Below are 25,885 nucleotides of genomic sequence, written 5' to 3' on the forward strand. Positions count from 1 at the left end.
ACGCGCCCGAGCGACCGGAAGACCAAGTCAGCGGGCCATGTCGGCGCTACTTCCAGCGGAAGTGGACGAAAAGTCGGCCGAAGTTCTTCGAGTCCTTCTCCACCCGGTGGTAGAGCTGCTTGACGTCCTTCTGGTCGAGGAAACGCAGCACCCGCTTCTTGAGCTGGCCGGAGCCCTTGCCGGGAATGATCTCGACGAGGGTGGCCTTCTTCGCCACCGCCTCGTCCATGATCCCGCGCAGCGCGCGGTCGATGTCCTGGCCCCGGTTGAAGATGTCGTGGAGGTCCAGTTTGAGCTTCATCCCGCCCCCACCACCTGCGCAGCTCCCATGGCAGCCCATGGTAGGCCGGCAGCCGCGGGGCGGGATCTCAGGCGTCGTCGTCCAGGTGGGGCTCGACACGCCCCGCCAGGAGAGGCCCTAGTGGGGAGAGTCGCGCGAAAGGTGCCTGGCCTGGACGGATCGGGGCCGGCGTCAGGGGGAGGGCGAGTCCCCTCCCCCTGACGGGCGCGGTCAGTGACCGCCGCTGACCCGGCTCTCCACCCGGCGCAGCGCGGTCGCGTAGTCGGCGTTCGTCGAGTACATCGCGGCGGCGATGCGCAGGTGCCGCAGCGCATCCGCCGGACGGTTCATCCGCTCCAGCGTCCGGCCCAGCACGTGGTGCGCGTAGTGGTCGCTCGGGTCACGGTCGACCAGCTCGCGTAGCTGCTCCTCGGCGCGGTTGAGCTGCGCCGTCTGGAAGTAGGCCCGGGCCAGCAGCTGCCGCACCGCGGAGTTGCCGGGCTCGGCCTCGACGATCGGCTCCAGCAGCCGAACCGCCCCGGACGCGTCACCCATCTCGAAGAACATGGTCGCCCGTCGGTACTCCGCCAGAAGGTCCATCGACCCACCTCCTCGTCTCGCGCCGCCACCTGATCCGACGCTGGCACAACACCGGCCGGACCGCGAGTGTTCCGCCGCCGGAACTTGCGGGCGGACGGGGTGTTAGGAAGGGGCCCTTCCTATACAAAAAGCGTTAATAAGGTGCCCTTCCTTACACCAGGTCCCAGGCGCGGACGCCGCCGACTATGCCGGCCGTGTTGGGCACCACCACCACATCGTCGCCCATCCGGGCGAGCTGCTCGGGGCGAATCAGCCGGGAGTTGCCGCCGCCCAGGTAGAGCCGGTCCCAGCGGAACACCGGGCGCAGCCCGTCCACCACCTGTCGGATCCGGCGGGACCAGAACGCGTCGCCGAGGCGGCGGCGCTCCACCTCCCCCACGTACGTGTCGTAGGTGGTGCCCCAGCGCACCGGGGCGTGCGACAGCTCCAGGTGCGGGGCGAGCGTGCCGCCGTCGAACAGGGCGCTGCCCAGCCCGGTGCCGAGCGTCAGCACCAGCTCGAGCCCCGTCCCGGCGACCACGCCCGCGCCGTGCACCTCGGCGTCGTTGAGCACCAGCGCGGGCACCCCGAACGCGTCGGCGAGCGCCGTCCGCGCGTCGAAGCCGGACCACTCGGCGAGCAGGTCGGGGTCGATCTTCGAGCGGGGGCCCGCCCGGGTCACGTAGTGCGGGGTGGCCACCACCACGCCGCGCCGGAGCATGCCGGGCATCCCGACGGTCACCCGGTCGGCCGTGGGCAGCCGGGCCCCGAGGTCCAGCAGCGTCTTCACGAACAGCGCCGGCGGCAGCGGGTACGGGGTGGGCATCCGCAGCGGCCGGGCCCGCATGGTCCCCGCTCCGTCGAGCACCGAAGCCTTGATCCCGCCGCCCCCGCAGTCGATTGCCAGGGTGGTCACCACACCGTGAGTGTGCCTCGTGTCCCGGGGCCGGGCGCGACCGGCGGCGCAATCCGGTCGACGCGGCCGATAGGCTCGTCTCCTGATGAGCGCGACTTTGGTGGTGAAGGACCTCGCGGCCGGGCACGGGGAGCGGCTGCTCTTCTCCGGGCTGGACCTGGTGGTCGCCCCGGGCGACGTGATCGGCCTGGTGGGAGTGAACGGGGCGGGCAAGTCGACGCTGCTGCGTACCCTCGCCGGGTTGCTGCCGGTCGAGTCCGGCAGCGTCACGCTGAGCCCGCCCACCGCGACCGTGGGGCACCTTCCGCAGGAGCCTGAGCGCCGACCCGGGGAGACGGTCCGGGATTTCCTGGCCCGGCGGACCGGGGTGACGGCTGCCCAGGCGGCCCTGGACGCCGCGGCCGAGGCGCTGACCGCCGGGGCGGCCGGGGCCGACGACGCGTACGCCGAGGCGCTGGAGCGCTGGTTGGGCCTGGGCGGGGCGGACCTGGAGGAGCGGGCCGAGCAGGTGGCCGCCGAGTTGGGGCTCACCGTCGACCTGGACCATCCGACGACGGCCCTCTCCGGTGGCCAGGCGGCCCGGGCCGGGCTGGCGTCGCTGCTGCTCAGCCGCTACGACGTGTTCCTGCTCGACGAGCCCACCAACGACCTGGACCTGGCCGGGCTGGACCGGCTGGAGGGGTTCGTCACCGGGCTGCGCGCCGGCACGGTGCTGGTCAGCCACGACCGGGAGTTCCTCGCCCGCACGGTGACCCGGGTGCTGGAGCTGGACCTGCACCAGCAGCTCGTCCGGCACTACGGCGGCGGCTACGCGGCGTACCTGGAGGAGCGGGAGGTGGCCCGCCGGCACGCCCGCGCCGAGTACGAGGAGTACGCCGACACCCGGGCCTCGCTGGAGGCCCGCGCCCGCACCCAACGGGCGTGGATGGAGAAGGGCGTGCGCAACGCCCGCCGCAAGGCCACCGACCCGGACAAGCACGTGAAGCACTTCCGGGGCGAGACGTCGGAGAAGCAGGCGGCGAAGGCCCGGCAGACGGACCGGCTGATCGAGCGGCTGGAGGTGGTCGAGGAGCCGCGCAGGGAGTGGGAGCTGCGGATGGAGATCGCCGCCGCGCCCCGCGCCGGCGCCGTCGTGGCCGCGCTGCGCGATGCCGTGGTACGCCGGGGAGGCTTCACCCTCGGCCCGGTGAACCTTCAGATCGACTGGGCCGACCGGGTGGCGATCACCGGGGCGAACGGGTCCGGCAAGACCACCCTGCTCGGCGCGCTGCTGGGCCGGCTGCCGCTGGACGCCGGGCACGCCTCGCTCGGCCCGGGGGTGGTGGTCGGCGAGGTCGACCAGGCCCGGGGGCTGTTCCTCGGCGACCAGCCGCTGCTGGACGCGTTCCGGCTGGCCGTACCGGAGCTGTCGCCGGCGGACGCGCGGACGCTGCTGGCCAAGTTCGGCCTGCGGGCCGATCACGTGCTGCGCACGGCGGCGTCGCTGTCGCCGGGCGAGCGGACCCGGGCGGCGCTGGCGCTGTTGCAGGGGCGCGGGGTGAACCTGCTGGTGCTCGACGAGCCGACGAACCACCTGGATCTGGCGGCGATCGAGCAGTTGGAGTCGGCGCTGGCCGGCTACCCGGGGACGCTGCTGCTGGTGACGCACGACCGGCGGATGCTGGACGCGGTGGCCGTCAACCGCCGGGTACGGGTGGACGGCGGGCGGATCGCCGAGTTCTGACGGCGTGCCGACGGCGGCCGGCGGGGTGACAATGACTCCATGCTCAAGTGGGAGTACGCGCTGTTGGTCCGGCGCCGCCAGGCGGCCAGCACGGACATCGGCTGGGAGGTCGTGTTCGTCTGGTACGGCCCGGACGGCTCGATGATCGACGTCACCCCGTACGGCGACACGGCGCTGGCCCACCTGAACCGGGCCGGTGACCAGGGCTGGGAGCTGGTCGGGATGAGCGAGGACCCGTCGCAGCCGGGCAGCAGCGAGCTGCACCGGTACCACCTCAAGCGGCCCAAGACGGCGGTCGCGCCGCCCCGGCAGCGGATCCGGGGCGCGGGCCGCGCCGCCCGGCGCACCACCGGCTGACCGGGCCCGATCCCGATCCCGCTCGTTCGTTCGGGGGACGTGGCCGGAGGCGGGGCATATCGCCGGCCCAGCTGGGTATCGGGCGCACCGGAGGTGGCCCATGGTCGCGATGGCCCTGACCGTGCCCTCGGCCGAACGGCTGCGGGCGGTCGACGAGTTCCTCGCCGAGGCGTGGGCCGATCAGGTGGCACACGACCGGCGGCTGCGGGAGCTGGCGGTGCGGGTGCGCTTCGACCGGGGGGTGGCCCACCTGACCGGCGAGGTCGCCGACGCCGCGCAGTTGCGCCTGCTCCGGGACCTGGTCGGCCGGCTCGCCGGGGTGTTCGGCGTCTGGTGCCGGGTACGGGTCGCCGGCCGCGACCCGGTCGTGGTCGATTTGGGCTGCGGCAGCACCAAGCAGTACCCGCTGAACCTGGGGCTGGACATCTACCCCGCCCCGGGGGTGGACGCGGTGGCCGACCTGTCCGGGTCGCTGCCGCTGGCCGACGACTCGGTGGACGTGCTGTTCGCGGTGCACATCCTGGAGCACCTGATCGACTTCCTGCCGCTGGTGGACGAGTGCCACCGGGTGTTGCGCCCAGGCGGGGTGCTGCACGTGATGAGCCCCTGGTGGGGGCACGTGAACGCGGTAGCCGACCCGACCCACGTCCGGCTGCTCGACGTGCAGACGGTCAAGGGGATCTGCCTGCAACGCCCGCCGGGCACCCCGCGCTGGTATCCCCTGCACGTGGGCTGCGACGGGGCCAGCATCTTCGCCGACCTGACGCCGTTGCCTGCGGACGCTCCGGCTCCCGCCGCCGCCCACCTGTCCCGCTTCTTCAGCTGACGGTGGGGGTGTCAGCGGGCGGGGTGGTGCTCTCGCGGGGGGTCAGGCGGTAGGGGGCGTGGGCGTCCCTCGGCGGGGTGCGCCGGTCGCCATCGACGCGGTTGGCGAGGAGTTCCACCGCCAGCCGCGCGATGCGTTCCTTGTCGGGCGCGATGGTGGTGAGGGTGGGGATGGAGAAGCGGCCGTCCTCGATGTCGTCGAAGCCGGCGACCGCCACGTCGCCGGGGACCCGCAGGCCCGCCTCGTGCAGCGCCCGCAGGGCACCGAGGGCGAGGGTGTCGTCGCAGCAGAAGACGGCGTCGGGGCGTACCCCCGAGGTGAGCAGGTGGCGCATGGCGGCCGCGCCGTTCGCGCGGTGCCAGGCCGGCGCGGGCGCGACGAGCCGCTCGTCGTACGCGATGCCGGCCTCGTCGAGCGCGGCGGCGTAGCCGGCGAGGCGGAGCCGGGCGGTGGCCCCCTCCGGGGTGCGCTGCGCGCCGATCGCGGCGATCCGGCGGCGGCCGAGGGAGATCAGGTGGGCGGTGGCCTTCCGGGCGGCGGCCAGGTTGTCGATCACCACGTGGTCGGCGGGGCCGTGGTCGACGCGCTCGCCGAGCAGCACCAGCGGGGTGCCGTCCAGGCCGGCGAGGTCCTCGGCGGTCAGCGCCAGCGGGCTGAAGATCAGGCCGTCGATGAGGTGGTCGCCGATGCCGGCGGCGACCCGCTCCCGTTCCGAGCCGCCGCCGGTCTGGTCGATCAGGACCGCCCAGCCCCGCTCGGCGGCGGCGGTGACCACGTGCCGGGCCAGCTCGGCGAAGTACGGGATGTCCAGCCCCGGCACCGCCAGGGCGATCACCCCGGTGCGCCCCTTGCGCAGGTTGCGCGCCGAGAGGTTGGGTCGGTAGTTGAGGTCGGCGACGGCCTGCTCGACCCGGGCCCGGGTGTCCGGCCGCACGTGCTGGTAGCCGTTGACGACGTTGGAGACGGTCTTGACCGACACGCCCGCCCGCTCTGCCACGTCCTTCAGCCTGTGTCGCACTGACGCCTCCCGCTGGTACTGCCGGCACCCTACCGGCGCCCGTGCCCTTTACAACGTTGAGTACAACGATATAGAACCAACGGAACGACGAAAGGTGGACTCCTTGGTGACCGCGCAGCTGACCATTGACCCGGCCTTCACGATCGGACCGGTCGACCGCCGGATCTTCGGCTCCTTCGTCGAACACCTGGGACGCTGCGTGTACGGCGGGGTCTACGAGCCGGGCCACCCCACCGCCGACCCGCGCGGCCTGCGCGGCGACGTGCTGGAGCTGACCCGCGAGCTCGGCGTCTCCGTGGTCCGCTACCCCGGCGGCAACTTCGTCTCCGGCTACCGCTGGGAGGACGGCGTCGGCCCGGTCGCCGACCGGCCCCGCCGGCTCGACCTCGCCTGGAAGACGATCGAGACCAACGCGTTCGGCCTCGACGAGTTCGTGACCTGGGCGGCGACGGCCGGTGTCGAGCCGATGATGGCCGTCAACCTCGGCACGCGGGGCGTGCAGGAGGCGTGCGACCTGCTGGAGTACGCCAACCACCCGGGCGGCACCCGGCTGTCGGACCTGCGCCGGGAGCACGGCGCGAAGGAGCCGTACGGGGTGAAGCTGTGGTGCCTCGGCAACGAACTGGACGGCCCGTGGCAGATCGGGCACAAGACCGCCGACGAGTACGGCCGGCTCGCCGCCGAGACCGCCCGCGCGATGAAGATGATCGACCCCTCGGTTAGCCTGGTCGCCTGCGGCAGTTCCGGCCGGGGCATGCCGACGTTCGCCTCCTGGGAGGCGACCGTGCTGGAGCACACCTACGAGCACGTGGACTACATCTCCGCGCACACCTACTACGACCCGTCCGACGGCGACCGGGCCAGCCTCCTCGCCTCGGCCGTGGACATGGACCACTTCATCGCGGAGGTGGTGGCGACGGCCGACCACGTGGCGGCGAAGCAGCGGCACCGGCGCAAGCTGAAGATCTCGTTCGACGAGTGGAACGTCTGGTACCAGTCCCGCCTCCAGGCCGACCTGGACCGGCGCGGCTGGGTCGAGGCCCCCGCCCTGATCGAGGACGACTACACCGCCGTCGACGCGGTGGTCGTCGGCGACCTGCTGATCACCCTGCTCCGGCACGCCGACCGGGTCGGGGTGGCCTGCCAGGCGCAGCTCGCCAACGTGATCGCCCCGATCCGCACCCGCACCGGCGGTCCGGCCTGGCGGCAGAGCATCTTCCACCCGTTCGCCCTCACCGCCCGGCATGCCCGGGGCACCGTGCTGCGCACCGAGCCGGCCTGCCCGACGTACGCCACCAAGCGGTACGGCGACGTCCCGGTGCTGGACACCGTGGCGCTGCACGACGAGGAGACCGGCGAGTTGGCCGTCCTCGCGGTCAACCGGGGCTCCGCCGACCTCCCCCTCGACCTGGACCTGCGCGGCCTGCCGGGCCTGTCCGGGGCGGCCCACCTGACCCTCGCCGCCGGGGCCGACCCGGACGCCACCAACACCGAGGCCGAGCCCGACCGGGTCACGCCCCGGGAGCTGCCCATCCCCACCCCGGACGGGGGGCGCTGCTCGGTGCTCCTGCCGGCGGTCTCCTGGAACCTGCTGCGCTTCGCCCCCACCGGCGGGTAGCGGGCCGGGTGAGAAGGGCTCCCTTCTCTACCTCAGGCGTTAACAGGGGGCCCTTCCTTACGGCACGGAATCAGGTCGGCGGTCTTGCGCCACCCCCGTCCGGTGTGAAAATTTCCTACCAACGGTATATTCACTACGGCGTTTCTTGCCGCAGCAGGCATCCCGCCCCGCCGAGCCCCAGCGAAGGGACGCACCGGATGAAGGCAACTCGGCTCAGCGCCGCCGGACTGGCCGTGGCCCTGCTCGGCGCGCTCGCCGCCGCCTCCCCCGCCGCCGCCACGGCGCAACCGGGCGCGACCGGCACCGTCACCTCCTGCCCCACCGACCCGGCCGCCCCGAAGCGGCAGTTCCGGGCCATGTGGATCTCCTCGGTGGTGAACATCGACTGGCCGACCAAGGCGTCGCAGACCGCCCCGGACCGCATCGCCGCCCAGCGGGCCGAGTACCTGGGCTGGCTCGACCTGGCGCAGCGGCTGCACCACAACGCGGTGGTGGTGCAGGTCCGGCCCACCGCCGACGCGCTCTGGCCATCGCCGCACGAGCCGTGGTCGGAGTACCTGACCGGGGTGCGTGGGCAGGACCCGGGCTGGGACCCGCTGGCCTTCCTCGTCGACGAGGCGCACAAGCGGAACCTGGAGTTCCACGCCTGGTTCAACCCGTACCGGATCTCCATGCCGGCTCCCGGCGGCGCGGGCGCGGACCTCGCGCAGCTCGCGCCGGACCACCCGGCCCGACAGCACCCGGAGTGGACCTTCGCGTACCCACCGGCCGGCGTCGCCGGCAGCCGGCTCTACTACAACCCCGGCATCCCGGCGGTGCGCGAGTTCGTCCAGACCGCCATGATGGACGCCGTCACGCGGTACGACGTCGACGGCGTGCACTTCGACGACTACTTCTACCCGTACCCGAGCGGCACCTACCAGGTGCCCGACGACGCGACGTTCGCCGAGTTCAACCGGGGCTTCACCGACCGGGCAGACTGGCGGCGGGACAACATCAACCTGCTGATCCGGGAGATGAACGACAGAATCAAGGCCGCGAAGCCGTGGGTGAAGTTCGGGGTCAGCCCGTTCGGCATCTGGCGCAACGCCTCGGTCGACCCGCTCGGCTCGGACACCACCGGCAGCCAGTCGTACGACATCATCTCCGCCGACACCCGCAAGTGGGTCAAGCAGGAGTGGATCGACTACATCGTGCCGCAGCTGTACTGGTACATCGGCCAGTACCCGGCGGCCGACTACGCCCGGCTGGTGCCGTGGTGGGCCGAGACGGTGCGCGGGACCCGCGTGCAGCTCTACATCGGCCAGGCCGACTACAAGAGCGGCGACCCGGCGTACGGCTCGTACTGGCAGAACCCGCGCGAGCTGTCCGACCACCTGACGCTCAACCGGTCGTACCCGGAGGTGCTCGGCAACGTGCACTTCTCGGCCGTCCAGGTGCGGGCGAACCGGCTCGGGGCGACCGATCTCTACGCCGCCGAGCACTACTCGCGCCCCGCCCTGGTGCCGGCAATGCCGCACCTGCCGGCGAAGCCGCTGCTGCCCCCGGTGGTCACCGGCGCGCAGCGGCAGGCCGACGGCGTCCGGCTGAGCTGGCGGCAGCCGGCCGACGGCGTGGGCCCGCTCGGCCGGGCCAGGTCGTACGCGATCTACCGGTTCGACGGCATCGGCCCGGTCGACCCGTGCGGCTTCGCCGACGCGTCCCACCTGGTCGGCATCGTCCGGGCCGCCCCCGGCGGGACGCAGTCCTGGGTGGACGGCACCGCGGAGGCCGACCGGCGGTACACGTACCACGTGACGACGCTGGACCGACTGTCGAACGAGAGCCCCGTCAGTCCACCGCGTTTCGTGCGCTGACGGTACGGACGAATGCCCCGGGCGACCCAGCGTCCGGGGCATTCGTCTGTTTCAACTCATGTCACCAGATGTTGGCTTATGACATACTCGACCACCCGGGATTCGATCGACACTTGTCGAATCCGGTGACCCGCCGGTAACCACCCGACCGCACACCCCCGCGGAGGTCCCCGGTGCCCAGACGCCTCGCCACCCTCCTCGCCTCCGGCGCGTTCGCCCTGCTCGCCGCGCTGTGGGTCGCCTCCCCCGCCACCGCCGACGTCAGCACCAGCCAGAAGCTCAGCGTGCTGTCGAGCTGGACGCAGACCAGCGCCAGCAGCTACAACACCTGGAACTCGGCCCGGCAGAACCAGTCCGCCTGGACCGAGTACGCCTTCGACTGGTCGACCGACTACTGCTCGTCCAGCCCGGACAACCCGCTCGGGTTCAACTTCAAGCTCTCCTGCCACCGGCACGACTTCGGCTACCGCAACTACAAGGAGATGGGCCAGTTCTCGGCCAACAAGTCCCGGCTGGACAGCGCCTTCTACGAGGACCTGAAGCGGGTCTGCGCCACGTACAGCTCGGTGGTCCGCCCCGCCTGCTACAGCCTCGCGTGGGCCTACTACGAGGCGGTCAGCATCTTCGGCTCGCTCGCGGCCGTCCAGCAGGCCGACATCGACCGCGCCGCCCGCATCAAGGCCGCCGCCGAGCGCTGAGGCGCAGGGAGGGGCCTTGTCGACGCCTTCGGCATAGCGGGCCCCTCCTAACCACCACCTTCGGCGGGACGCACGGGGGTGGGGTGCGCGGGAGCAGGGGACACGGGGGCGGGGTGCACCGGGGCGGGCAGGCCGGTGGCGGCGAACCGGGTCGAGTCCACCCCGAGATCGGGATGCTCCACCGCCAACGCCAGGGCCGCCGCCTCCTCCAGCCCCAGCTCGCTCCCCTCGCCGTACGCGTCGTCGAAGGCCCCGTCGCCCATCATCCGGCGCAGCGCGGCCTGCCGTTCCAGCCAGTACCCGCCGTAGATGCCCGGGGTCGACCGCAGGCTCTCCCGGATCGCCTGGGCCGCGCCGAAGAGCCGGGCTGCGGTCAGCGGGTCGCCACCGGCCGCGCAGCGCACCGCGATGGCGTTCAGGGTGTCACAGGCCCGGCGATGGAAGCCGTGGCTCATCCGCGACCGCAACGCGACCAGCAGGTGCTCGTGCGCGGCCACCAGGTCACCCCGGGCCAGCGCCACCATGCCGAGCAGCATGTCCACCGACCGACGCCCCCGGTCGGCCGGGCGAACCGCCTCGACCGGTCGGGCCGCGCCGAGCAGCTCCGCGGCCTCCGCCAGCGCGCCCCGCCGCCAGAGCAGCTCGGCGAGGCTGAGCACCGCCAGGAGCGCGTCCCCCGCCACATCCCGCTCGTGTGCCCAGGCGATGACCTCCCGGCAGGCCCGCTCGGCCTCGGCGAACTGCCCCATGTCGACCAGCGGGGCGGCCCGCCCGGCCAGCACCCGGGCCAGCAGGCCGGCGTCGCCGGCCCGCCGGGCCGCCGCCTCGGCCTGCTGGAAGTAGCGCAGCTCCTCGGCGAACTCACCGTCCGCGCCGGCGTGCAGCGAGTGCATGTAGTACGCCGCCGCCAGCTCGGCGTCCGGGACGTGCTCCCCGGTCTCGGCCATTCGGCCGTAGAGCCGGAACAGCCAGAGCCGCCCCTCCCGGGCCAGCCCGCGCTCCCGCCACCACTGGTCCAGGCCCCCGGCCAGGCGCAGCCCGGCCCGGGCGCTGCCACCGGTCGCGCACCAGCGCAGCGCGGCGCGCAGCTCGCCGGCGAGCGGGTCGAGGGCGTACAGGGAAAGGGTCGTCGGCCGACCGTCCGGCCCGAGGCGGGCCTGCCGCAACGCGCGCGTCGACCAGGCCAGGTGCCGGTCCCGGGCGGCCCGTTCCTCGCCGGCCTGGGCAAGCCGCCGGGCCGCGTACGCCCGGATCGGGTCGAGCATCCGGTACGTGCTTCCCGTCGCGTGCGGCTCGGCCAGGATCATCGACTTGTCCACCAGCACCGACAGCGGGTCGAGCGGGTCGTCGTCGAGCAGCCACTCCACCGTCGGCAGGTCCACCGGGCCGGCGAAGACCGCGAGCCAGCGCAGCAGCCGGGCCGCCCGGGGCCCGAGCGTCCGGTACGACCACGTGACGGTGGCCTGCATGGTGAGGTGCCGCTCGGCGGCCGAACGCTGTACGGCACGGGTAGCCGGGGTGGGCGGGGCTTTGCCCCGGGAGGCCGCCGCCAGGTCGACGGTGTCCTGCTGGTTGCCCGTCCAGCCGCGCTCGTCCCGGACCGGCTGCGGAGCGTCCCGCCCGGCGTCGAGGGTCCCGAGCACGTCGTCGAGGCGCTCGGCGAGCTGCCCGGCGGAGAGCACCCGCAGCCGGGCGGCGGCCAGCTCGATGGCGAGCGGCAGCCCGTCCAGCCGTTGCGCCACCCGCCGCAGGTCGGCCGACTCGATCGAGGCCGGTTCCCGACCGCCCCGGGCGGCCGCCGTACGGGCCAGCAGCAGCGCCACCGCGTCGCTCTCCCCACCGTCCGGCCGGGGCTTCACGGACAGCGGCGGAATCCGCCACACCACCTCGCCGGGCAGGCCGAAGGACTCGCGACTGGTGGCCAGCACCCGGATCCCGCCCCCGCCGGCGAGCAGCCGGGAGATCAGCTCGGCGCAGGCGGCCGGCTGGGCGTCGCAGGTGTCCAGCAGGATCAGCATCCGGCGGCCGGCCGCGTACTCGACGAGGGTGTCCACCATCCGACGGCCGGGCTCCGGACGCAGCCCGAGCACGGCGGCGACCGCGAAGGCGACCAGCCCCGGATCGGTCACGGTGGCGATGTCGACGAACCAGACGCCGTCTGGATACTCCTCCACCACGCCGGCCGCCAGCTCGACGGCGAGCCGGGTCTTGCCGGCCCCGCCCGCGCCGAGCACGGTCACCAGCCGGTACACCGCCGTCAGCCGGCTCAACTCGGCCCGCTCCGCCTCCCGGCCGACGAAGGAGGTGACCTGGGTCGGCAGGTTGTGCGCCACCGCGTCGGCGGTCCGCGGCCGGGGGAACTGCCGCTCCAGGCCGGGCGCGATCAGTTGGAACAGCCGCTCCCGGTCGTCGAAGCCGCGCAGCCGGTGCAAACCGAGGTCGAGCAGGGACGCGCCCGCCGGCAGCGGGGAGGCGTGCCGGGCGGTCGCCGCCGAGCAGAGCACCTGCCCGCCGTGGGCGGCGGCGGCGACTCGGGCCGCCCGATGCACCTCGTGGCTGGCGTACTCGCCGTCGCGGGGCTCCGCCCAGCCGGTGTGCAGGCCCATCCGCACCCGGGGCGCGGCCTCCGGCGTAGGCCAGTCGTGCGCCGCGAGCGCGCGCTGCGCGGTGAGGCAGGCGGTGAGCGCGGCGCCGGCGTCGGGGAACGCGATGAAGAACGAGTCGCCCTCGGTCAGCAGCTCCGCGCCGTCGGTGGCGGCCAGGGTGTCGCGCAGCAGCCGGCGGTGCTCACGCAGCACCGGGCGGTACCCCGGGCCGAGCAGCTGGGCCAGGCGCGTCGAACCCTCGATGTCGGTGAACACGAAGGTCACCCATCCGCTCGGGAGGTGGATCCCTGGCGACATGCGTCGAACCTCCGCCCCCGTTACGACGCGTTCATGCTGCCCTATGGTCGTGCCGTCACGCATCGTGAGAACGGACGGGCGAAATCCACCCCAAGGTGCCAACGAGGGCCGGAACCGGCAGGGCCCGAACCGGTACGGCCCCGTGGGACCGGGTTGCGCGGGGCGGGGTCAGCAGCCGCAACCGCCGCCGCAGCACCCCCCGCCGGAGGGGGCCGGCGCGGAAGACCCGCCGCCGCCTCGGCCGGTCACGGCCACGGTGGACAGCAGCTTGACGGTATCGGCGTGCCCGCTCGGGCAGGACGCCGGCTCGCCGGCTTGCGCCATCGGACGGTTGACCTCGAAGGTGGCGCCGCACGCGCGGCAGCGGAACTCGTACCGGGGCATGCCCCAAGGGTACGACCGGGCCTGACTCCGGGCGGGACATGGGTGATACTCGACGGGTGGTGGACGGCGAGGACAGATCGACGGTTCAACCCCTACGACCAGCCGCACCGCCCGAGGACGCGGGCGGCGTGCCGCCGCGCGTCCGGCTGCCCCGCCCCCGCCGCCCCTGGCTGCGGGGAGAGCCCCCCGCCGACGCCGCGCCACCGACCGCCGGCCTGGCCGCCGATCGCGAGGCGGCGAAACCGGCTCCGGCCGAGCCGGAAACGCTGAAGCCGGAGCAGGCGGAACCCGAGCGGGCGAAGCCGGAGACGCTGAAACCCGAGCAGGCGAAACCCGAGCAGGCGAAGGCGGAAAACGACCCAGTTCGGAGCCGCAGAAGCCCCGAGCCTGTGGACGGTGGCACCGAGTCGTGGCGGCTCCACGGCAGCGGCCGAGGCGCCGGAACCGGCCGACGCCGAGAAGGCCGGGGGCGAGGTCGGGAAGCCGACCGGGCTGGCCCGCCGGCGCCGGGTGCCGTTCGCCCACGCCGTACGCATGCCTCCGGCCCGGCAGGCCGCGATCGCCACCGCCCGCGCCACCCGGGCCTGGTCCCGCCGCCCGAGCGGGCGGCTCACCCTGCCCGGCCTGTTCCTGCTCGCCCTGGTCGCCGGGACCGTCGCGGCCGGCGCGCTGCTGGTGCCGGCGTCCGCGCCGGAGTCCCGGCCGGTGGCGGTGGACGCCACGGGCGGCGCGTCCGGCACGGCGGCACCGCAGGGCGGGTTGCTGCCCGGCGGGTCGGTCACCCCGCTGCCGTCCGGCGCGAGCGCGGGCCCGGTGGTACCGGCGCCGACCGGCCGGCCGGCGGACGCGCTCGCCGCGTGGGCCCAGCAGACCGGGGCGAAAGTCGGCATCTCGCCGGTGGCCATGCAGGCGTACGGCTATGCCGAGTTGGCGCTCGCCCAGACCAACCGGAGCTGCCAGCTCAGCTGGACGACCCTCGCCGCCATCGGGTATGTCGAGTCGCGCCACGGCCAGGCCAACGGCGCCGCCCTCGGCCAGGACGGGCGGGCCCTCCCGGAGATCATCGGTGATCCGCTCGACGGCAACGGCGGCCGGCAGCGGATCACCGACACCGACCGGGGGCAGTACGACAAGGACACCGTCTACGACCGGGCGATCGGGCCGATGCAGTTCATCCCGACCACCTGGCAGGAGATCGGCGCGGACGCCGACAACGACGGCCGTAGGGATCCGCACGACCTGGACGACGCGGCCCTGGCCGCCGGCAACTACCTCTGCAAGGGCGGCCGGAACATGACCGTTCCGGGCGACTGGTGGGGGGCCATCCTGTCGTACAACGACGTGCGCCGGTACGCCCAGGCCGTCTTCGACAAGGCCAACGCGTATGGGCTGGCCAGCCGCACGTGAGGTGATCGTCCGGGCATATCGGAGAATCCGGGCCCATCGGAGAACTGGACACTTCCGTCAAGCTGCCGTAAGCGGCAAGCTAGACGAGTGATGGTGCGCGAGTGGGACCCCCGGACCGCGTCGTCCGCCGAGATAGCGTCGCTGGTGGACATGCTGAACGCGGTGCTGGTGGCCGACCTCCCGCAGGACCCGCCCTGGCGGGAGAACTTCCTGCGGGAATACCTCTCCGAGGTGATGCCCGGCGAGCGGCGGATCTCCTGGGTGGCCCAGGCCGACCCGGCCACCGGGGGCGGGTCCGGCCCGATCCTCGGCCACGTCCACGTGCTGCTGCTCGGCGACATCGGGGTGCTGGAGGTGCTGGTGCATCCGTCGGTGCGCCGCGCCGGCCTGGGCCGGGACCTGGTCCGCCTGGCGGCCCGCCGGGTCTACCAGGAGGGCTTCCAGTCGATCGGGGTCGAGGTCGTCGGCGACACCCCGTCCGTGGCGTTCTACCAGGCGCTGGGCTTCTCCCGGGAGTACGTGGAGACCCGCAGCGTGCTCGACCTGTCCGCGGTGGACTGGTCGGCGCTGGCCGACATGGCCGCCGGCGTCGGCGTGGGATACCAGGTCCAGTTCTGCCCGGGCGGTCCCCCGGACGATCTGATCGAGGCGTACGCGCGGGCCAAGGCCGAAGTGCGCGACGTGGACGACGGCGAGCTTCGTCCCAGCTCGTACGACCCGCAGCGGCTACGCGACAGCCTGGACACGCTGCACCGCCGGGGCATGAAGCCCTACATCGTGCTCGCCACGAACGAACGGACCGGCGAGGTCGCCGGGCTGACCGAGGTGGTGGTGCCGGCGCAGCACCCGACCCGCGCCGATCAGTACGACACGATCGTGGTGCAGGAGCACCGGGGCTACGGCATCGACCGGGCGATCAAGGCCCGGATGCTGCTGGAGCTGCGCTCGGCCGAGCCGGAGCTGACCGAGGTGCAGACCTGGAACGCCCAGGCAAACGAGGCGATGTTGAAGGTCAACGCCGAGCTGGGGTACCGCCCGGACCGGGAGTGGTGCGAGTACAGCGTGGACGTGGCCCAACTGGTGCACCGGCTCGACGCCCCCCGCTGAGCCCTGTTCACCAGAGCCGTTGGCCCGGTTCTCCATTTCTTGAGTCGGCTATTCACCAAAGCGCCCCGCGGGGGATGGACGGCGGACAGCGCCGCCGCCTAACGTGCGTTCGTTCACGTCCACCCATCGTGGAGGCCCCATGCGCCCGCGCCGCAGATATGCCGCGCTCGCGACCGCCGTAGCCGTCACCATTCCGGTCATCGGCGTCGCACCCACCGCGGCCAGCGCCGCGCCCACCGACCTGTTCATCTCGGAGTACGTCGAAGGTTCGTCGAACAACAAGGCGATCGAGCTGTACAACGGCACCGGTGCCCCCGTCGACCTCACCGCCGGCGGGTACCAGCTCCAGCTCTACTTCAACGGCAACACCACGGCCACCACCCTGGCGCTCACCGGGACCGTGGCCGCGGGCGACACGTTCGTGTTCGCCGCCGCCTCGGCCGCGCCGGCGGTCCTCGCGCAGGCCGACCAGACGACCGGTGCCAGCCTGTTCAACGGCGACGACGCGATCGTGCTGCGCCGGGGCGACGTCGTCCTCGACTCGATCGGCCAGGTCGGCGTCGATCCGGGCACCGAGTGGGGCACCGGCGTCACCAGCACCGCCGACAACACGCTGCGCCGGCTGCCCACGGTCACCTCCGGCGACACCGACCCGTCGGGCGCCTTCGACCCGGCTGCCCAGTGGGCCGGCTTCGCCACCGACACCTTCGACGGACTCGGCACCCACACCGTCGACGGCGGCGGCCCGGTCGACCAGCCCGCCACCGTCACCTGCGGGGGCGCGCTGACCACGGCCGCCGGCACCGCCGCCAGCCGCGAGGTCACCGCCACCGACCCGGACGACAGGGTCGTCGACCTGGCGGTCACCTCGGTCAACCCGAACCCGGCCACCGGCACGATCAGCCGGACCGGGTTCACCCCGGCCGACGCCGTCGGCGGCACGGCCCGCGCCACGGTCGCCACCAGCGCCGACCTTGCCGCCGGGGGGTACACGGTGACCCTGACCGCGACCGACGCGGACGGCACCACCGCCACCTGCGCGCTGGCCGTGACGGTGACCCGGGAGCTGACCGTCGGCGAGGTGCAGGGCCCGACCACCGACGCCGAGTCCGGCCCGGCCGACCGGTCGCCGCTCGCGCCGGCCTCGGGCAACGGCACCAGCAGCACCCTGTACGACGTGCGGGGCGTGATCACCCAGCTCACCCTGGCCCGGACCTCGGCCGGCGCCGACCAGCGCGGTTTCTTCCTACAGAGCCGCGCCGACGCCACCGACGGCGATCCGGGGTCCTCGGATGGCATCTTCGTCTTCATGGGCTCGTTCACGTCGCTGATCGGCGGCTACGTGCCGACGGTGGGCGACGAGGTGGTGCTGCGGGCCCGGGTGTCCGAGTACTACAACCTCACCCAGCTCTCCGGGGCCTCGCTGGTCCGCAAGCTCGCCTCCGGGCTCGACGTGAACGCCGTCGTCGCCGTCGACGACGCTGTGCCCCCGGCAGACCTGGCCACCGCCGAGCGGTTCTGGGAGCGGCACGAGGGCGCCCGGCTGAAGGTCCGGGCCGGCAGCGGCGCGGTGAGCGGCCGGGACGTGTTCTCGTCCACCGCAGACTCCGAGGTCTGGGTGGTCGACCGGGACGACCCGCTGCTGGGCCGCTCCGACGTGTACGCCCGCCGGGTCTTCCGGGACGCGCACCCGCTGGACAACGACCCGACCCGCCGCTTCGACGACGGCAACGGTCAGCGGATCATGCTGGGCACCATGGGCGTCAAGGCCACCGCCGGGGACAGCACCGCCCTGCTGCCGCCGGCGCGGACCTTCGACACCCTCACCGAGGACGCGTACGGCGCGCTCTACTACTCCTTCGAGAAGTACGGCGTCCAGGTCGAGCGGGCCGCCTTCGCCACCGGGGCCGACCCGTCGCGGAACAACCCGCCGCAGCCGGCCGACCGGTCGCGGGAGATCGCGGTCGCGACCTACAACGTGGAGAACCTGTACGACCACCGGGACGACCCGTTCGACGGCTGCGACTTCACCGGCAACGCCGGGTGCACCGGGGTCAGCCCGCCGTTCGACTACGTGCCGGCCAGCGAGGCCGACTACCGGGAGCACCTGACCTCGCTCGCCGACCAGATCCGCACCGACCTGCACGCGCCGGACCTGATCCTGGTGCAGGAGGCCGAGGACCAGGACATCTGCTCCGTCTCCGGGGGCGCGCTGGTCTGCGGCGAGACGAACGACGCCGACGGCGCGCCGGACACCCTTCAGGAGCTGACCCTGGCCGTCGCCGCCGCCGGCGGGCCGGCGTACGCCGCCGCGTACGACCGGACCGGCGCGGACGCCCGGGGCATCACCGCCGGGTTCCTGTACCGCACCGACCGGCTGTCGCTGGCCGAGGCGACTGCCACCGACCCGCTGCTCGGCTCCGCACCGGTGGTGCCGTACCGGTCGGAGGGGCTGCCGTCCAACGCGGACGTGCAGAACCCGAAGGCGCTCAACGCGGTGCTGCCGGCCGACACCGACACCTCCACCGGCAAGGACGGCAACAACGTCTACACCCGCGCCCCGCAGCTCGGCAGGTTCTGGGTCAGGGCGACCCCGGGCGGGTCCGAGGGATACCACCTGTGGGCGCTGAGCAACCACTTCTCGTCCGGGCCGGACAGCCGGGTCGGGCAGCGCACCGAGCAGGCGCGGTACGGGGCCGCGCTGGTCACCGCGATCCACAACGCGGACCGGAACTCCCGGGTGGTGTACGGCGGGGACCTGAACGTCTTCCCCCGCCCCGACGATCCGATCGCCACCGGGGCCGACCCGACCCCGTCGGACCAGCTCGCCGCGCTGTACGACGCGGGCCTGCACAGCCTCTGGGACGACCTGGTCGCCGACGTGCCGTCGTCGGCGTACTCGTACAGCTTCCAGGGGCAGGCGCAGACGCTGGACCACCTGTTCGTCAACGACGCGCTGCGCGACGAACTGGTCCAGGTGCGGGCGGCGCACGTCAACGCCGACTGGCCGGCGGAGTTCACCGGGGACGGGTCGCGCGGTTCCAGCGACCACGACCCGCAGGTGGCCCGGTTCCGGTCCCGCGCGTCGCTGAGCGTCGCCGACGCGACGGTGGCCGAGGGGGACAAGGGCACCCGCCCGCTCACCTTCACCGTCACCGTGTCCCGGCCGCTGTCCCAGCCCGCCCTGATCTGCGCCGCCACGTACGGCACCACGGCGCAGGCCGGGTCGGACTACGACCCGTACGTCGGCTGCAAGCGCCTCCCGGCCGGGCAGACCTCGCTGGCCTTCGCGGTCACGGTGCGGGGTGACCGCAAGCGGGAGGCCGACGAGAAGGTGAACCTGCTGGTGGCCGGGGTTCCGGGCGTGCACCTGGCCGATCCGCTCGCGACCGGCACCATCGCGAACGACGACTGATCCTCCGGCGTCTCCCCCGCGGCCCGTCACCCGGCTCCTGGCCGGGTGACGGGCCGTCGGCCGTACGGGAGTGGCCGGCGCGCGGGCGGTGGTGGCAGGCGCCTTCAGTAACGCTGGCGGAGCAGGCGGGCGGCCTCGACGGCCCAGTAGGTGAGGATGATCTGCGCCCCGGCGCGCCGGATCGAGGTCAGCGTCTCCAGCATCACCCGCTCCCGGTCGATCCAGCCGTTCGCGGCGGCGGCCTCGACCATCGCGTACTCGCCGGAGACCTGGTAGGCGGCGACCGGGACGTCGACCGCGGCCCGGACCGCCGCCACCACGTCGAGGTAGGGCAGGGCCGGCTTGACCATCACCAGGTCCGCGCCCTCGGCGACGTCCAGGGCGACCTCGCGCAGCGACTCCCGCAGGTTCGCCGGGTCCTGCTGGTAGGTGCGCCGGTCCCCGTCGAGGCACGACTCCACCGCGTCGCGGAACGGGCCGTAGAAGGCGGAGGCGTACTTCACCGCGTACGCGAGCACCGCCACGTCGGTGTGGCCGGCGGCGTCCAGGGCCCGGCGGACCACGCCCACCTGGCCGTCCATCATCCCGGACGGGCCGACCATCCCGACCCCGGCGGCGGCCTGGGCCACCGCCATCTCCGCGTACGCGGCGAGGGTGGCGTCGTTGTCCACCTCGCCGTCGGGGGTGAGCAGGCCGCAGTGCCCGTGCGAGGTGAACTCGTCCAGGCACAGGTCGCTCATCACCACCGTGGCGTCGCCGACCTCGGCGACCACGTCGGCGATGGCGAGGTTGAGGATGCCGCCCGGGTCGATCCCGCCGGAGCCGGTCGGGTCGCGCCGCTCGGGCACCCCGAAGAGCATGATCCCGCCCACGCCGGCCCGGACCGCCTCGGCGGCGGCCTTGCGCAGCGAGTCCCGGGAGTGCTGGAGCACCCCCGGGAGCGACGCGATCTGCCGCGGCTCGGTCAGCCCCTCCTTGACGAACATCGGCACGACCAGCTCGGCCGGGTCGACGCGGGTCTCGGAGACGAGCCGCCGCACGGCCGCGTTGCGACGCAGCCGGCGGGGCCGGATCTCGGGGTACGGCATGAGGGGCCTCCCTGTACGACCTGGTGTGTTCGGTACGACTAGCGGAACCGCAGGGCGGTCGGCCCCTGCACCTTCGAGCCCCGGCGCTGCTTGGCCGGCATGGCGGCAAGCTTCTCGCGCAGCTCGACGGCGTAGGCGGCGAGCGCCTCCACAAGGTCGGGCACCGAGGCGTGCTGAGGCTGGACGTCGACCCGCAGACCGAACTCCGTCGCGGTCTCCGCCGTCTTGGGCCCGATTACGGCGACAACGGTACGCGCGTGCGGCTTTCCGGCGATGCCGACGAGGTTCCGCACCGTGGAGGACGAGGTGAACAGCACCGCGTCGAACCCGCCCGACTTGATCGCGTCCCGGATCTCGGCGGGCGGCGGGGCGGCCCGGACCGTGCGGTACGCGGTCACGTCGTCGACCTCCCAGCCGCGCTCGGTGAGCCCGGCCGCGAGGGTCTCGGTGGCGATGTCGGCGCGCGGCAGCAGCACCCGGCCCACCGGGTCGAGGATCTCGTCGTGCGGCGAGAACTCGGCGAGCAGCCCCTCGGAGGACTGCTCCCCGGCGGGGACCAGCTCCGGCTGGATGCCGAACGCGCGGACGGCGTCCGCGGTGGCCTCGCCGATACAGGCGATCTTGACGCCGCCGAAGTGCCGGGCGTCCAGGCCGTGCTCGGCGAACTTCTCCCAGACCGCGCGGACGGCGTTGACCGAGGTGAAGACCACCCAGGCGTACCGGCCGTCGACCAGGCCCTTGACCGCCCGCTCCATCTGGGCGGGGGTACGCGGCGGCTCGACCGCGATGGTCGGCACCTCGCACGGGATCGCCCCGTACGCGCGCAGCCGCGCGCTCATCGCGCCGGCCTGCTCCTTGGTGCGGGGGACGAGCACCTTCCAGCCGTACAGCGGGCGGTTCTCCCACCAGCTCATCTTGTCGCGCTGGCCCACGCCCTCGCCGATGGTGAGCACGACCCGGCCGGTGAAGCCGAGCGCCGCCGCGACGAACGAGTCCACGGTCGACGTGGTCGTGTACTGGGTCTCCCCGGTTCCGTCGCCGGTCACCCCGACGCCGGTGGTGCCGTCGACCCCGGCGGCGAGCAGGCCGTCGCGGATCGCGGCCAGGTCACCGGCGTCCACGGCGAGCGCCAGCGAGCCCCGGCCGACGGCGGCGGCGAGGGCGTCGAAGTCCAGCGTGGTGACGTCCTCGACGTCGGCGGCGGTGCGCACACCCGGCAGCGGCACGCCCGCGTACGTGGCGACGCCCTCGGCCTGCCCGACACCCGGCACCACCTCGAAGTGCGCGGCGGTCCGGGCGACGGCCTGCACCTCCTTGACCACCGAGTCGTGGCCGAACGGATCACCGGCGACCAGGTGGACCGCGTTCAGGCCGGACCTCGCGGCCGAGATCAGCACCTTCGCCACGTCACCGGGCACGCCCTCGGCCGGGGAGAACTGGGCGTCGGACTTGGCCTGGGCACGGACGGCGTCGAGCAGCGACTCGGGGACACCCCGGTCGTACACCACCTGGTCGGCGTCGACCAGGGCGTCGTGCGCCCGGCGGGTCAGCAGGCCCGGGTCGCCGGGGCCGGCCCCGACGAACGCGATGCGGCCTACGGGCTTACGGGTGCGGGTCATTCTGTGCTCCCAAATTGCTGGGTCCCCGGACCGGCGTTTCCTTCGTGGCCGAGGATCGAGTCGGCGCCGAGTTCGAGGAGTTCGGCGGCGAGTGCCTTGCCGATCTCCGCCGCGTCGGCGGGCGTTCCGGTGCGGGACAGCCGGAGGTCTCGCGTGCCGTCCGAGCTGATCACCGCCCCGCGCAGGTAGATCTCATCGCCGACGTCACCTTCGGCGAGTTCCGCATAGGCGGCGACGGGTGCGCTGCACCCGGCCTCCAGGGTGGCCAGCAGCGCCCGTTCCGCGGTGACCGCGGCCCGGGACGGTGCGTGGTCGAGCACCGCGAGCAGCTCGACCAGGTCGGGGTCGTCGGCCCGGCACTCCACGGCCAGCGCGCCCTGGGCGGGCGCGGGCAGCATGAGCATCGGGTCGAGCGTCTCGGTGATCACGTCGGTCCGGCCGAGCCGGGCCAGCCCGGCCCGGGCCAGGACGACCGCGTCGAGGTCGGCGTCCGGGCCGAGGACCCGCGCCAGGCGGGTGTCCACGTTGCCGCGGATCGGGGTGACCTCCAGCTGAAGCCCGAGCGCGTGTAGCTGGGCGATGCGGCGCAGCGCGCCCGTACCGACCACGGCGCCGGGCGGCAGCTCGGCGAGGGTGCGCCCGCCCTTGGCGACCAGCGCGTCGCGCGGGTCCTGGCGGGGCGGCACCGCCGCGATGTGCAGCCCGGAAGCCGCCGCGGTGGGCAGATCCTTGTAGGAGTGCACCGCGAGGTCGATGGTGCGGGCGACCAGGGCATCGCGCAGGGCGGAGACGAAGACACCGACGCCGAGCCGGTGCACGGGGGCGGACGAGCGGTCGCCGGCGGTGACCACCTCGACGAGTTCGACCTCGCGGCCGGTCGCCGCGGTGAGCGCCGCGGCGACCTGGCCGGACTGGGCTATCGCCAGCGCGCTGCCCCGGGTGCCGAGGCGCAGGGGGGCGGTCATCTCTCGCCTCCGGGGTACGGGGTGGGGTCGGTTTCGACCACGTCGGGAACGGTGTCGACGGGCGAGGTCTGCGGGACCTGGAGGTCGAACAGCTCGCGCAGCAGCGCGGCGTACTGGTCGCCGCCGGGCTCGGCCGCGAGTTGGCGGACCCGCACGGTGGGCTGGTGCAGCAGCCGCTGCACCACCCGGTGCACCGTCCGGGCCACCTCGGCGCGCTGGTCGTCGCTGAGGTCGGGGCGGCGCTGGCCCAGCCGGCGCAGCTCGGCGGTGACCACGTCCTCGGCCCGGCCGCGCAGGGCGGCCACGGTCGGGGCCACGTCGGCGCCGCGCAGCCAGGTGAGGAAGGACTCGACCTCGGCGGCGACGATCCGTTCGACGGCGGCGGATTGGGCGGGGGCGGGGCCGCCGGCCAGGGTCGTCGCCATCCGGAGAAGACGATCACCTCGACGCCGGGCAGCCCGGCCACGCCGGCCTCGACGTCGCGGGGAACGGCGAGGTCGAGCAGCACGAGCGGGCCCCGGTCGGGGTTGCGGCCGGCGAGCGCCCGGGTGACCACCTCGCGGGTGAGGACCGGTTCGGTGGCGGCGGTGGCGGCCACTACGATGTCCACTGTGGAGAGCACGTCGGTCAGCCCGGCCATGGGCGCGGCGCTGGCCCCGTACGACTCGGCCAGCCGGACGGCCCGGTCGGCCCCCCGGTTGGTCACGGTGAGCGGCCCCGCGCCGAGCCGGGAGAGCGTCGCCACGCCCAGCGCGCCCATCGCGCCGGCCCCGACCACGAGGGCGGGGCGGCCGGCGAGCGCGCCGTCGAGGTACCCGGCGGCCAGGTCGAGCGCGGCGCTGACGACGCTCTGGCCGGCCCGGTCGATCCCGGTCTCGGCGTGCGCCCGCTTGCCCACCCGCAGCGCCTGCTGCATCAGCTCATGCAGCAGCCGGCCGGCGGAGTCGGCCCCGCTGGCCCAGTGGTACGCGTCGCGTAGCTGGCCGAGGATCTGCGCCTCGCCGACGACCATCGAGTCCAGCCCGGCGGCGACCCGGAAGACGTGGTCGACGGCGGCGGCGTCGTAGTGGACGTAGAGGTGGTTGGCCAGGCTCGCGGGCGGGGCACCGGCCCGCTCGGCGAGGACGGCGCAGATGTCGCCCAGGCCGCCGTGGAAACCGGACACGACGGCGTAGACCTCCACCCGGTTGCAGGTGGAGACCAGCACCGCCTCGCTCACGTACGGCTGGGCGAGCAGGTGGTCCAGGGTCCGGGTGAGGTCGGCCGGGCCGACCGCCAGCTGCTCCAGGGTGGCGACGGGGGCGGTGCGGTAGGACGCGCCGACGACGAGCAGTTTCACGTGCCGATCGCCTCCTGGGGGTCGGTGGCCGCGAGCCCGCCGGGCAGGGCCGTGAGGGCGGTCCCGCCAGCGGCGGGCAGCGCGGTCAGCGACGCCTTGCGGTGCTCGTGGAAGGACAGGATCTGCAACTCGATGGCGAGGTCGACCTTGCGCACGTCGACCCCCTCCGGGACCGAGAGTACGCACGGCGCGAAGTTGAGGATGCTCGTCACGCCGACGGCGACCAGTTGGTCGGCGACCGCCTGGGCGGCGCGGGCCGGGGTGGCGATCACGCCGATCGCGATCGACTCCTCGGCGGCGACGCGGGGCAGTTCGTCAACGTGCTGTACGACCAGGCCGTTGATCTCCTCGCCGACCCGTCCCGGGTCGGCGTCCAGCAGCGCGGCGATGCGGAAGCCTCGGCTGGCGAAGCCGTCGTAGCCGGCGAGGGCGTGACCGAGATTACCCACTCCGACCAGGGCGACGGCCCGCCGCTGGGTGAGCCCGAGCACGAACTCGATCTGCTCGACCAGCAGGGCGACGTCGTAACCGACCCCCCGGGTGCCGTAGGAGCCGAGGTGGGACAGGTCCTTGCGGAGTTTGGCGGAGTTGACCCCGGCGGCGCTGGCCAGGCCCTCGCTGGAGACGGTCTCGTTGCCGGACTCGGCGAGGTTGTGCAGGGCGCGAAGGTACTCGGGAAGCCGCGCGACGGTCGCCTCGGGCAGGTCCGGGAGCGCCGGTACGGCACCGGTGCGACCGGACGCGCCAGGGTGACGGTGCTGCTGACTCATGAGACTCCGTGCGGTGCGATCCTCGGCCGGCTCCAGCGGCCGGTCGTATCGGGACTCCCGCTGGCGACCGAGATTGCCGGCTGTGCTAGCAGGACGCGTCGGAACTACAGAGTAGGCGCTTGTGAAGACACGCACAAATCGCGATCTTGAAGATCCGCGACCCGCCCCCACCTGCCCCTCCGCCCTCCAAGATCGATCCGGCGCTCCGCGCGGCCCGCGCCGATTATTGCTCATTCCCGACTTCCTTCACCAATCGCGCGAACGCGCGCCCGCCACCGGCGCGCCCGCCCAACGGGAACGCCGCCGGTTTCCACGACGCGCCCCCACTGCGCCCCGCCGCGCGGTAGGGCTGGCACCACCGGAAACAGGACAGGCGGCGGGATGGGACGACCGGGCCGGCGTCCCTAGCCTCGAACCATGACCGTCACCGGGGCCGAACCGGCCGCCCCACCGCCCAGCCTCCCCCGTCAGCTCCTACGCGACTCCGGGTACGTGCTGCTCGGCCTGCCCCTCGCGGTGGCCAGCTTCGTCGTCCTGGTGGTGGGGCTGGCGCTGGGCGTGGGGCTGGCGGTGACGGTGATCGGCCTGCCCGTCCTCGCCGGCACCCTCTACGCCGCACGCGGCCTCGCCGACGTGGAGCGGCTGCGGCTGCCCGCCGTGCTCCGCCAGCTCCGGGTCCGCCCCGACTACCGCCGGGCCGAGGCGGGGGCCGGCGCGTGGCGGCGGATCCTCGTGCCGATCCGGGACGTGCAGTCCTGGCTCGACCTGGCCCACGGCATCCTCAAGCTGGCGGTGGCCGTCGTCACCTTCGTGGTGACCGTCACCTGGTGGGCCGGAACGCTCGTCGGCACCCTCTACTCGATCTACGACTGGACGTTGCCGCACCCACCCGACGTTCGAGCCCCTCAGCGAGCTGCTCGGCCTGGGCGACTCCGCCGCCGCCCGGAATCGGGCTGAACACCGCCGCCCGGGCTGTTTCTTCCTGATCACCCTGCCGCTCGTGGTCCGGGGGTGCGC

The 25,885-nt window shown here is 73.7% G+C and carries 19 protein-coding genes and 2 pseudogenes; 10 read left to right on the forward strand and 11 right to left on the reverse strand.

The features are described 5' to 3' along the window. Nucleotides 1-46 precede the first annotated feature (46 nt). The 3 genes from MCAG_RS11485 to MCAG_RS11495 all read right to left on the reverse strand — a co-directional run bounded on the left by MCAG_RS11485 (nucleotide 47) and on the right by MCAG_RS11495 (nucleotide 1,778). Nucleotides 47-301, reverse strand: coding sequence for a Smr/MutS family protein (locus tag MCAG_RS11485; protein WP_007073137.1), 255 nt, complete (start codon nucleotides 299-301; stop codon nucleotides 47-49). Nucleotides 302-511: 210 nt separating this feature from the next. After that, nucleotides 512-880 carry a M48 family metallopeptidase gene (locus MCAG_RS11490; RefSeq protein ID WP_007073138.1) on the reverse strand — a complete coding sequence of 123 codons (369 nt, stop codon included), beginning with the start codon at nucleotides 878-880 and terminating at the stop codon, nucleotides 512-514. A 151-nt stretch (nucleotides 881-1,031) separates the two neighbouring features. Beyond that, the gene (locus MCAG_RS11495; RefSeq protein ID WP_007073139.1) at nucleotides 1,032-1,778 is read right to left on the reverse strand and encodes an ROK family protein; all 747 of its coding nucleotides are present in this window, start codon (nucleotides 1,776-1,778) and stop codon (nucleotides 1,032-1,034) included. 82 nt (nucleotides 1,779-1,860) lie between these two features. Between MCAG_RS11495 and MCAG_RS11500 the strand changes: the two genes are divergently transcribed. The 3 genes from MCAG_RS11500 (at nucleotide 1,861) to MCAG_RS11510 (ending at nucleotide 4,681) form a co-directional block, all read left to right on the forward strand. After that, complete coding sequence (locus tag MCAG_RS11500) at nucleotides 1,861-3,498, forward strand: ABC-F family ATP-binding cassette domain-containing protein (protein WP_036373128.1); 1,638 nt, start codon at nucleotides 1,861-1,863, stop codon at nucleotides 3,496-3,498. A gap of 39 nt (nucleotides 3,499-3,537) precedes the next feature. Beyond that, nucleotides 3,538-3,855: a hypothetical protein gene (locus MCAG_RS11505; protein ID WP_007073141.1), complete on the forward strand. Its 318-nt coding sequence runs from the start codon at nucleotides 3,538-3,540 to the stop codon at nucleotides 3,853-3,855. Between the two features lie 100 nt (nucleotides 3,856-3,955). After that, the gene (locus tag MCAG_RS11510; RefSeq protein ID WP_007073142.1) at nucleotides 3,956-4,681 is read left to right on the forward strand and encodes a methyltransferase domain-containing protein; all 726 of its coding nucleotides are present in this window, start codon (nucleotides 3,956-3,958) and stop codon (nucleotides 4,679-4,681) included. On the opposite strand, the gene MCAG_RS11515 is transcribed toward MCAG_RS11510, so the two are convergent. Continuing rightward, the gene (locus MCAG_RS11515; RefSeq protein ID WP_007073144.1) at nucleotides 4,674-5,699 is read right to left on the reverse strand and encodes a LacI family DNA-binding transcriptional regulator; all 1,026 of its coding nucleotides are present in this window, start codon (nucleotides 5,697-5,699) and stop codon (nucleotides 4,674-4,676) included. The genes MCAG_RS11510 and MCAG_RS11515 overlap by 8 nt on opposite strands. Before the next feature lie 103 nt (nucleotides 5,700-5,802). On the opposite strand from MCAG_RS11515, the gene MCAG_RS11520 reads away from it, so the two are divergent. The 3 genes from MCAG_RS11520 to MCAG_RS11530 all read left to right on the forward strand — a co-directional run bounded on the left by MCAG_RS11520 (nucleotide 5,803) and on the right by MCAG_RS11530 (nucleotide 9,871). After that, on the forward strand, nucleotides 5,803-7,317 hold the full coding sequence (locus MCAG_RS11520) for an alpha-N-arabinofuranosidase (RefSeq protein WP_036376895.1): 1,515 nt from the start codon (nucleotides 5,803-5,805) through the stop codon (nucleotides 7,315-7,317). A 197-nt stretch (nucleotides 7,318-7,514) separates the two neighbouring features. After that, complete coding sequence (locus MCAG_RS11525; protein ID WP_036373130.1) at nucleotides 7,515-9,173, forward strand: glycoside hydrolase family 10 protein; 1,659 nt, start codon at nucleotides 7,515-7,517, stop codon at nucleotides 9,171-9,173. A gap of 173 nt (nucleotides 9,174-9,346) precedes the next feature. Continuing rightward, nucleotides 9,347-9,871, forward strand: coding sequence for a phospholipase (locus MCAG_RS11530; RefSeq protein WP_036373133.1), 525 nt, complete (start codon nucleotides 9,347-9,349; stop codon nucleotides 9,869-9,871). A gap of 47 nt (nucleotides 9,872-9,918) precedes the next feature. Here MCAG_RS11530 and MCAG_RS11535 read toward each other — a convergent pair whose 3' ends face one another. Together MCAG_RS11535 and MCAG_RS11540 are read right to left on the reverse strand one after the other, a co-directional pair. Beyond that, on the reverse strand, nucleotides 9,919-12,774 hold the full coding sequence (locus tag MCAG_RS11535) for an adenylate/guanylate cyclase domain-containing protein (protein WP_036373135.1): 2,856 nt from the start codon (nucleotides 12,772-12,774) through the stop codon (nucleotides 9,919-9,921). Nucleotides 12,775-12,942: 168 nt separating this feature from the next. Then, nucleotides 12,943-13,158, reverse strand: a complete 216-nt coding sequence (locus MCAG_RS11540) for a zinc ribbon domain-containing protein (protein WP_007073148.1) — start codon at nucleotides 13,156-13,158, stop codon at nucleotides 12,943-12,945. A gap of 56 nt (nucleotides 13,159-13,214) precedes the next feature. On the opposite strand from MCAG_RS11540, the pseudogene MCAG_RS11545 reads away from it, so the two are divergent. From MCAG_RS11545 to MCAG_RS11555, 3 genes and pseudogenes are all read left to right on the forward strand, one after another. Beyond that, nucleotides 13,215-14,565 (forward strand): annotated as a pseudogene (locus tag MCAG_RS11545) (lytic transglycosylase domain-containing protein). Between the two features lie 90 nt (nucleotides 14,566-14,655). After that, nucleotides 14,656-15,672, forward strand: coding sequence for a GNAT family N-acetyltransferase (locus tag MCAG_RS11550; RefSeq protein WP_007073150.1), 1,017 nt, complete (start codon nucleotides 14,656-14,658; stop codon nucleotides 15,670-15,672). Nucleotides 15,673-15,811: 139 nt separating this feature from the next. Further along, a complete protein-coding gene (locus MCAG_RS11555) occupies nucleotides 15,812-19,087 on the forward strand; it encodes a lamin tail domain-containing protein (RefSeq protein WP_007073151.1) in 3,276 nt (1,091 codons plus the stop codon). A 104-nt stretch (nucleotides 19,088-19,191) separates the two neighbouring features. On the opposite strand, the gene hemB is transcribed toward MCAG_RS11555, so the two are convergent. From hemB to MCAG_RS11580, 5 genes and pseudogenes are all read right to left on the reverse strand, one after another. Then, complete coding sequence (gene hemB / locus MCAG_RS11560; RefSeq protein ID WP_007073152.1) at nucleotides 19,192-20,175, reverse strand: porphobilinogen synthase; 984 nt, start codon at nucleotides 20,173-20,175, stop codon at nucleotides 19,192-19,194. Between the two features lie 38 nt (nucleotides 20,176-20,213). Then, nucleotides 20,214-21,794: a uroporphyrinogen-III synthase gene (locus MCAG_RS11565; RefSeq protein WP_007073153.1), complete on the reverse strand. Its 1,581-nt coding sequence runs from the start codon at nucleotides 21,792-21,794 to the stop codon at nucleotides 20,214-20,216. After that, complete coding sequence (gene hemC, locus MCAG_RS11570) at nucleotides 21,791-22,759, reverse strand: hydroxymethylbilane synthase (RefSeq protein WP_007073154.1); 969 nt, start codon at nucleotides 22,757-22,759, stop codon at nucleotides 21,791-21,793. Before hemC ends, MCAG_RS11565 begins: the two co-directional genes overlap by 4 nt. After that, a pseudogene (locus MCAG_RS11575) lies at nucleotides 22,756-24,098 on the reverse strand (glutamyl-tRNA reductase). The gene hemC and the pseudogene MCAG_RS11575 overlap by 4 nt, the downstream one beginning before the upstream one ends. Then, nucleotides 24,095-24,868 (reverse strand): redox-sensing transcriptional repressor Rex, encoded by a 774-nt coding sequence (locus MCAG_RS11580; protein WP_036373138.1) that lies wholly within the window; start codon nucleotides 24,866-24,868, stop codon nucleotides 24,095-24,097. The pseudogene MCAG_RS11575 and the gene MCAG_RS11580 overlap by 4 nt, the downstream one beginning before the upstream one ends. Before the next feature lie 417 nt (nucleotides 24,869-25,285). Between MCAG_RS11580 and MCAG_RS11585 the strand changes: the two genes are divergently transcribed. Continuing rightward, nucleotides 25,286-25,825, forward strand: coding sequence for a sensor domain-containing protein (locus MCAG_RS11585; RefSeq protein WP_007073157.1), 540 nt, complete (start codon nucleotides 25,286-25,288; stop codon nucleotides 25,823-25,825). Nucleotides 25,826-25,885: the final 60 nt, after the last annotated feature.

It is taken from the genome of Micromonospora sp. ATCC 39149, assembly GCF_000158815.1.
Taxonomy (GTDB): domain Bacteria; phylum Actinomycetota; class Actinomycetes; order Mycobacteriales; family Micromonosporaceae; genus Micromonospora.

Bases quoted from the DNA above. Each gene is read 5' to 3' on its own strand.
- MCAG_RS11565 (WP_007073153.1), bottom strand. From the start codon at position 21,794: ATGACCCGCACCCGTAAGCCCGTAGGCCGCATCGCGTTCGTCGGGGCC.
- MCAG_RS11505 (WP_007073141.1), top strand. From the start codon at position 3,538: ATGCTCAAGTGGGAGTACGCGCTGTTGGTCCGGCGCCGCCAGGCGGCC.
- MCAG_RS11485 (WP_007073137.1), bottom strand. From the start codon at position 301: ATGAAGCTCAAACTGGACCTCCACGACATCTTCAACCGGGGCCAGGAC.
- MCAG_RS11540 (WP_007073148.1), bottom strand. From the start codon at position 13,158: ATGCCCCGGTACGAGTTCCGCTGCCGCGCGTGCGGCGCCACCTTCGAG.
- hemB (WP_007073152.1), bottom strand. From the start codon at position 20,175: ATGCCGTACCCCGAGATCCGGCCCCGCCGGCTGCGTCGCAACGCGGCC.
- MCAG_RS11525 (WP_036373130.1), top strand. From the start codon at position 7,515: ATGAAGGCAACTCGGCTCAGCGCCGCCGGACTGGCCGTGGCCCTGCTC.
- MCAG_RS11500 (WP_036373128.1), top strand. From the start codon at position 1,861: ATGAGCGCGACTTTGGTGGTGAAGGACCTCGCGGCCGGGCACGGGGAG.
- MCAG_RS11510 (WP_007073142.1), top strand. From the start codon at position 3,956: ATGGTCGCGATGGCCCTGACCGTGCCCTCGGCCGAACGGCTGCGGGCG.
- MCAG_RS11535 (WP_036373135.1), bottom strand. From the start codon at position 12,774: ATGTCGCCAGGGATCCACCTCCCGAGCGGATGGGTGACCTTCGTGTTC.
- MCAG_RS11490 (WP_007073138.1), bottom strand. From the start codon at position 880: ATGGACCTTCTGGCGGAGTACCGACGGGCGACCATGTTCTTCGAGATG.
- MCAG_RS11580 (WP_036373138.1), bottom strand. From the start codon at position 24,868: ATGAGTCAGCAGCACCGTCACCCTGGCGCGTCCGGTCGCACCGGTGCC.
- MCAG_RS11585 (WP_007073157.1), top strand. From the start codon at position 25,286: ATGACCGTCACCGGGGCCGAACCGGCCGCCCCACCGCCCAGCCTCCCC.
- hemC (WP_007073154.1), bottom strand. From the start codon at position 22,759: ATGACCGCCCCCCTGCGCCTCGGCACCCGGGGCAGCGCGCTGGCGATA.
- MCAG_RS11555 (WP_007073151.1), top strand. From the start codon at position 15,812: ATGCGCCCGCGCCGCAGATATGCCGCGCTCGCGACCGCCGTAGCCGTC.
- MCAG_RS11550 (WP_007073150.1), top strand. From the start codon at position 14,656: ATGGTGCGCGAGTGGGACCCCCGGACCGCGTCGTCCGCCGAGATAGCG.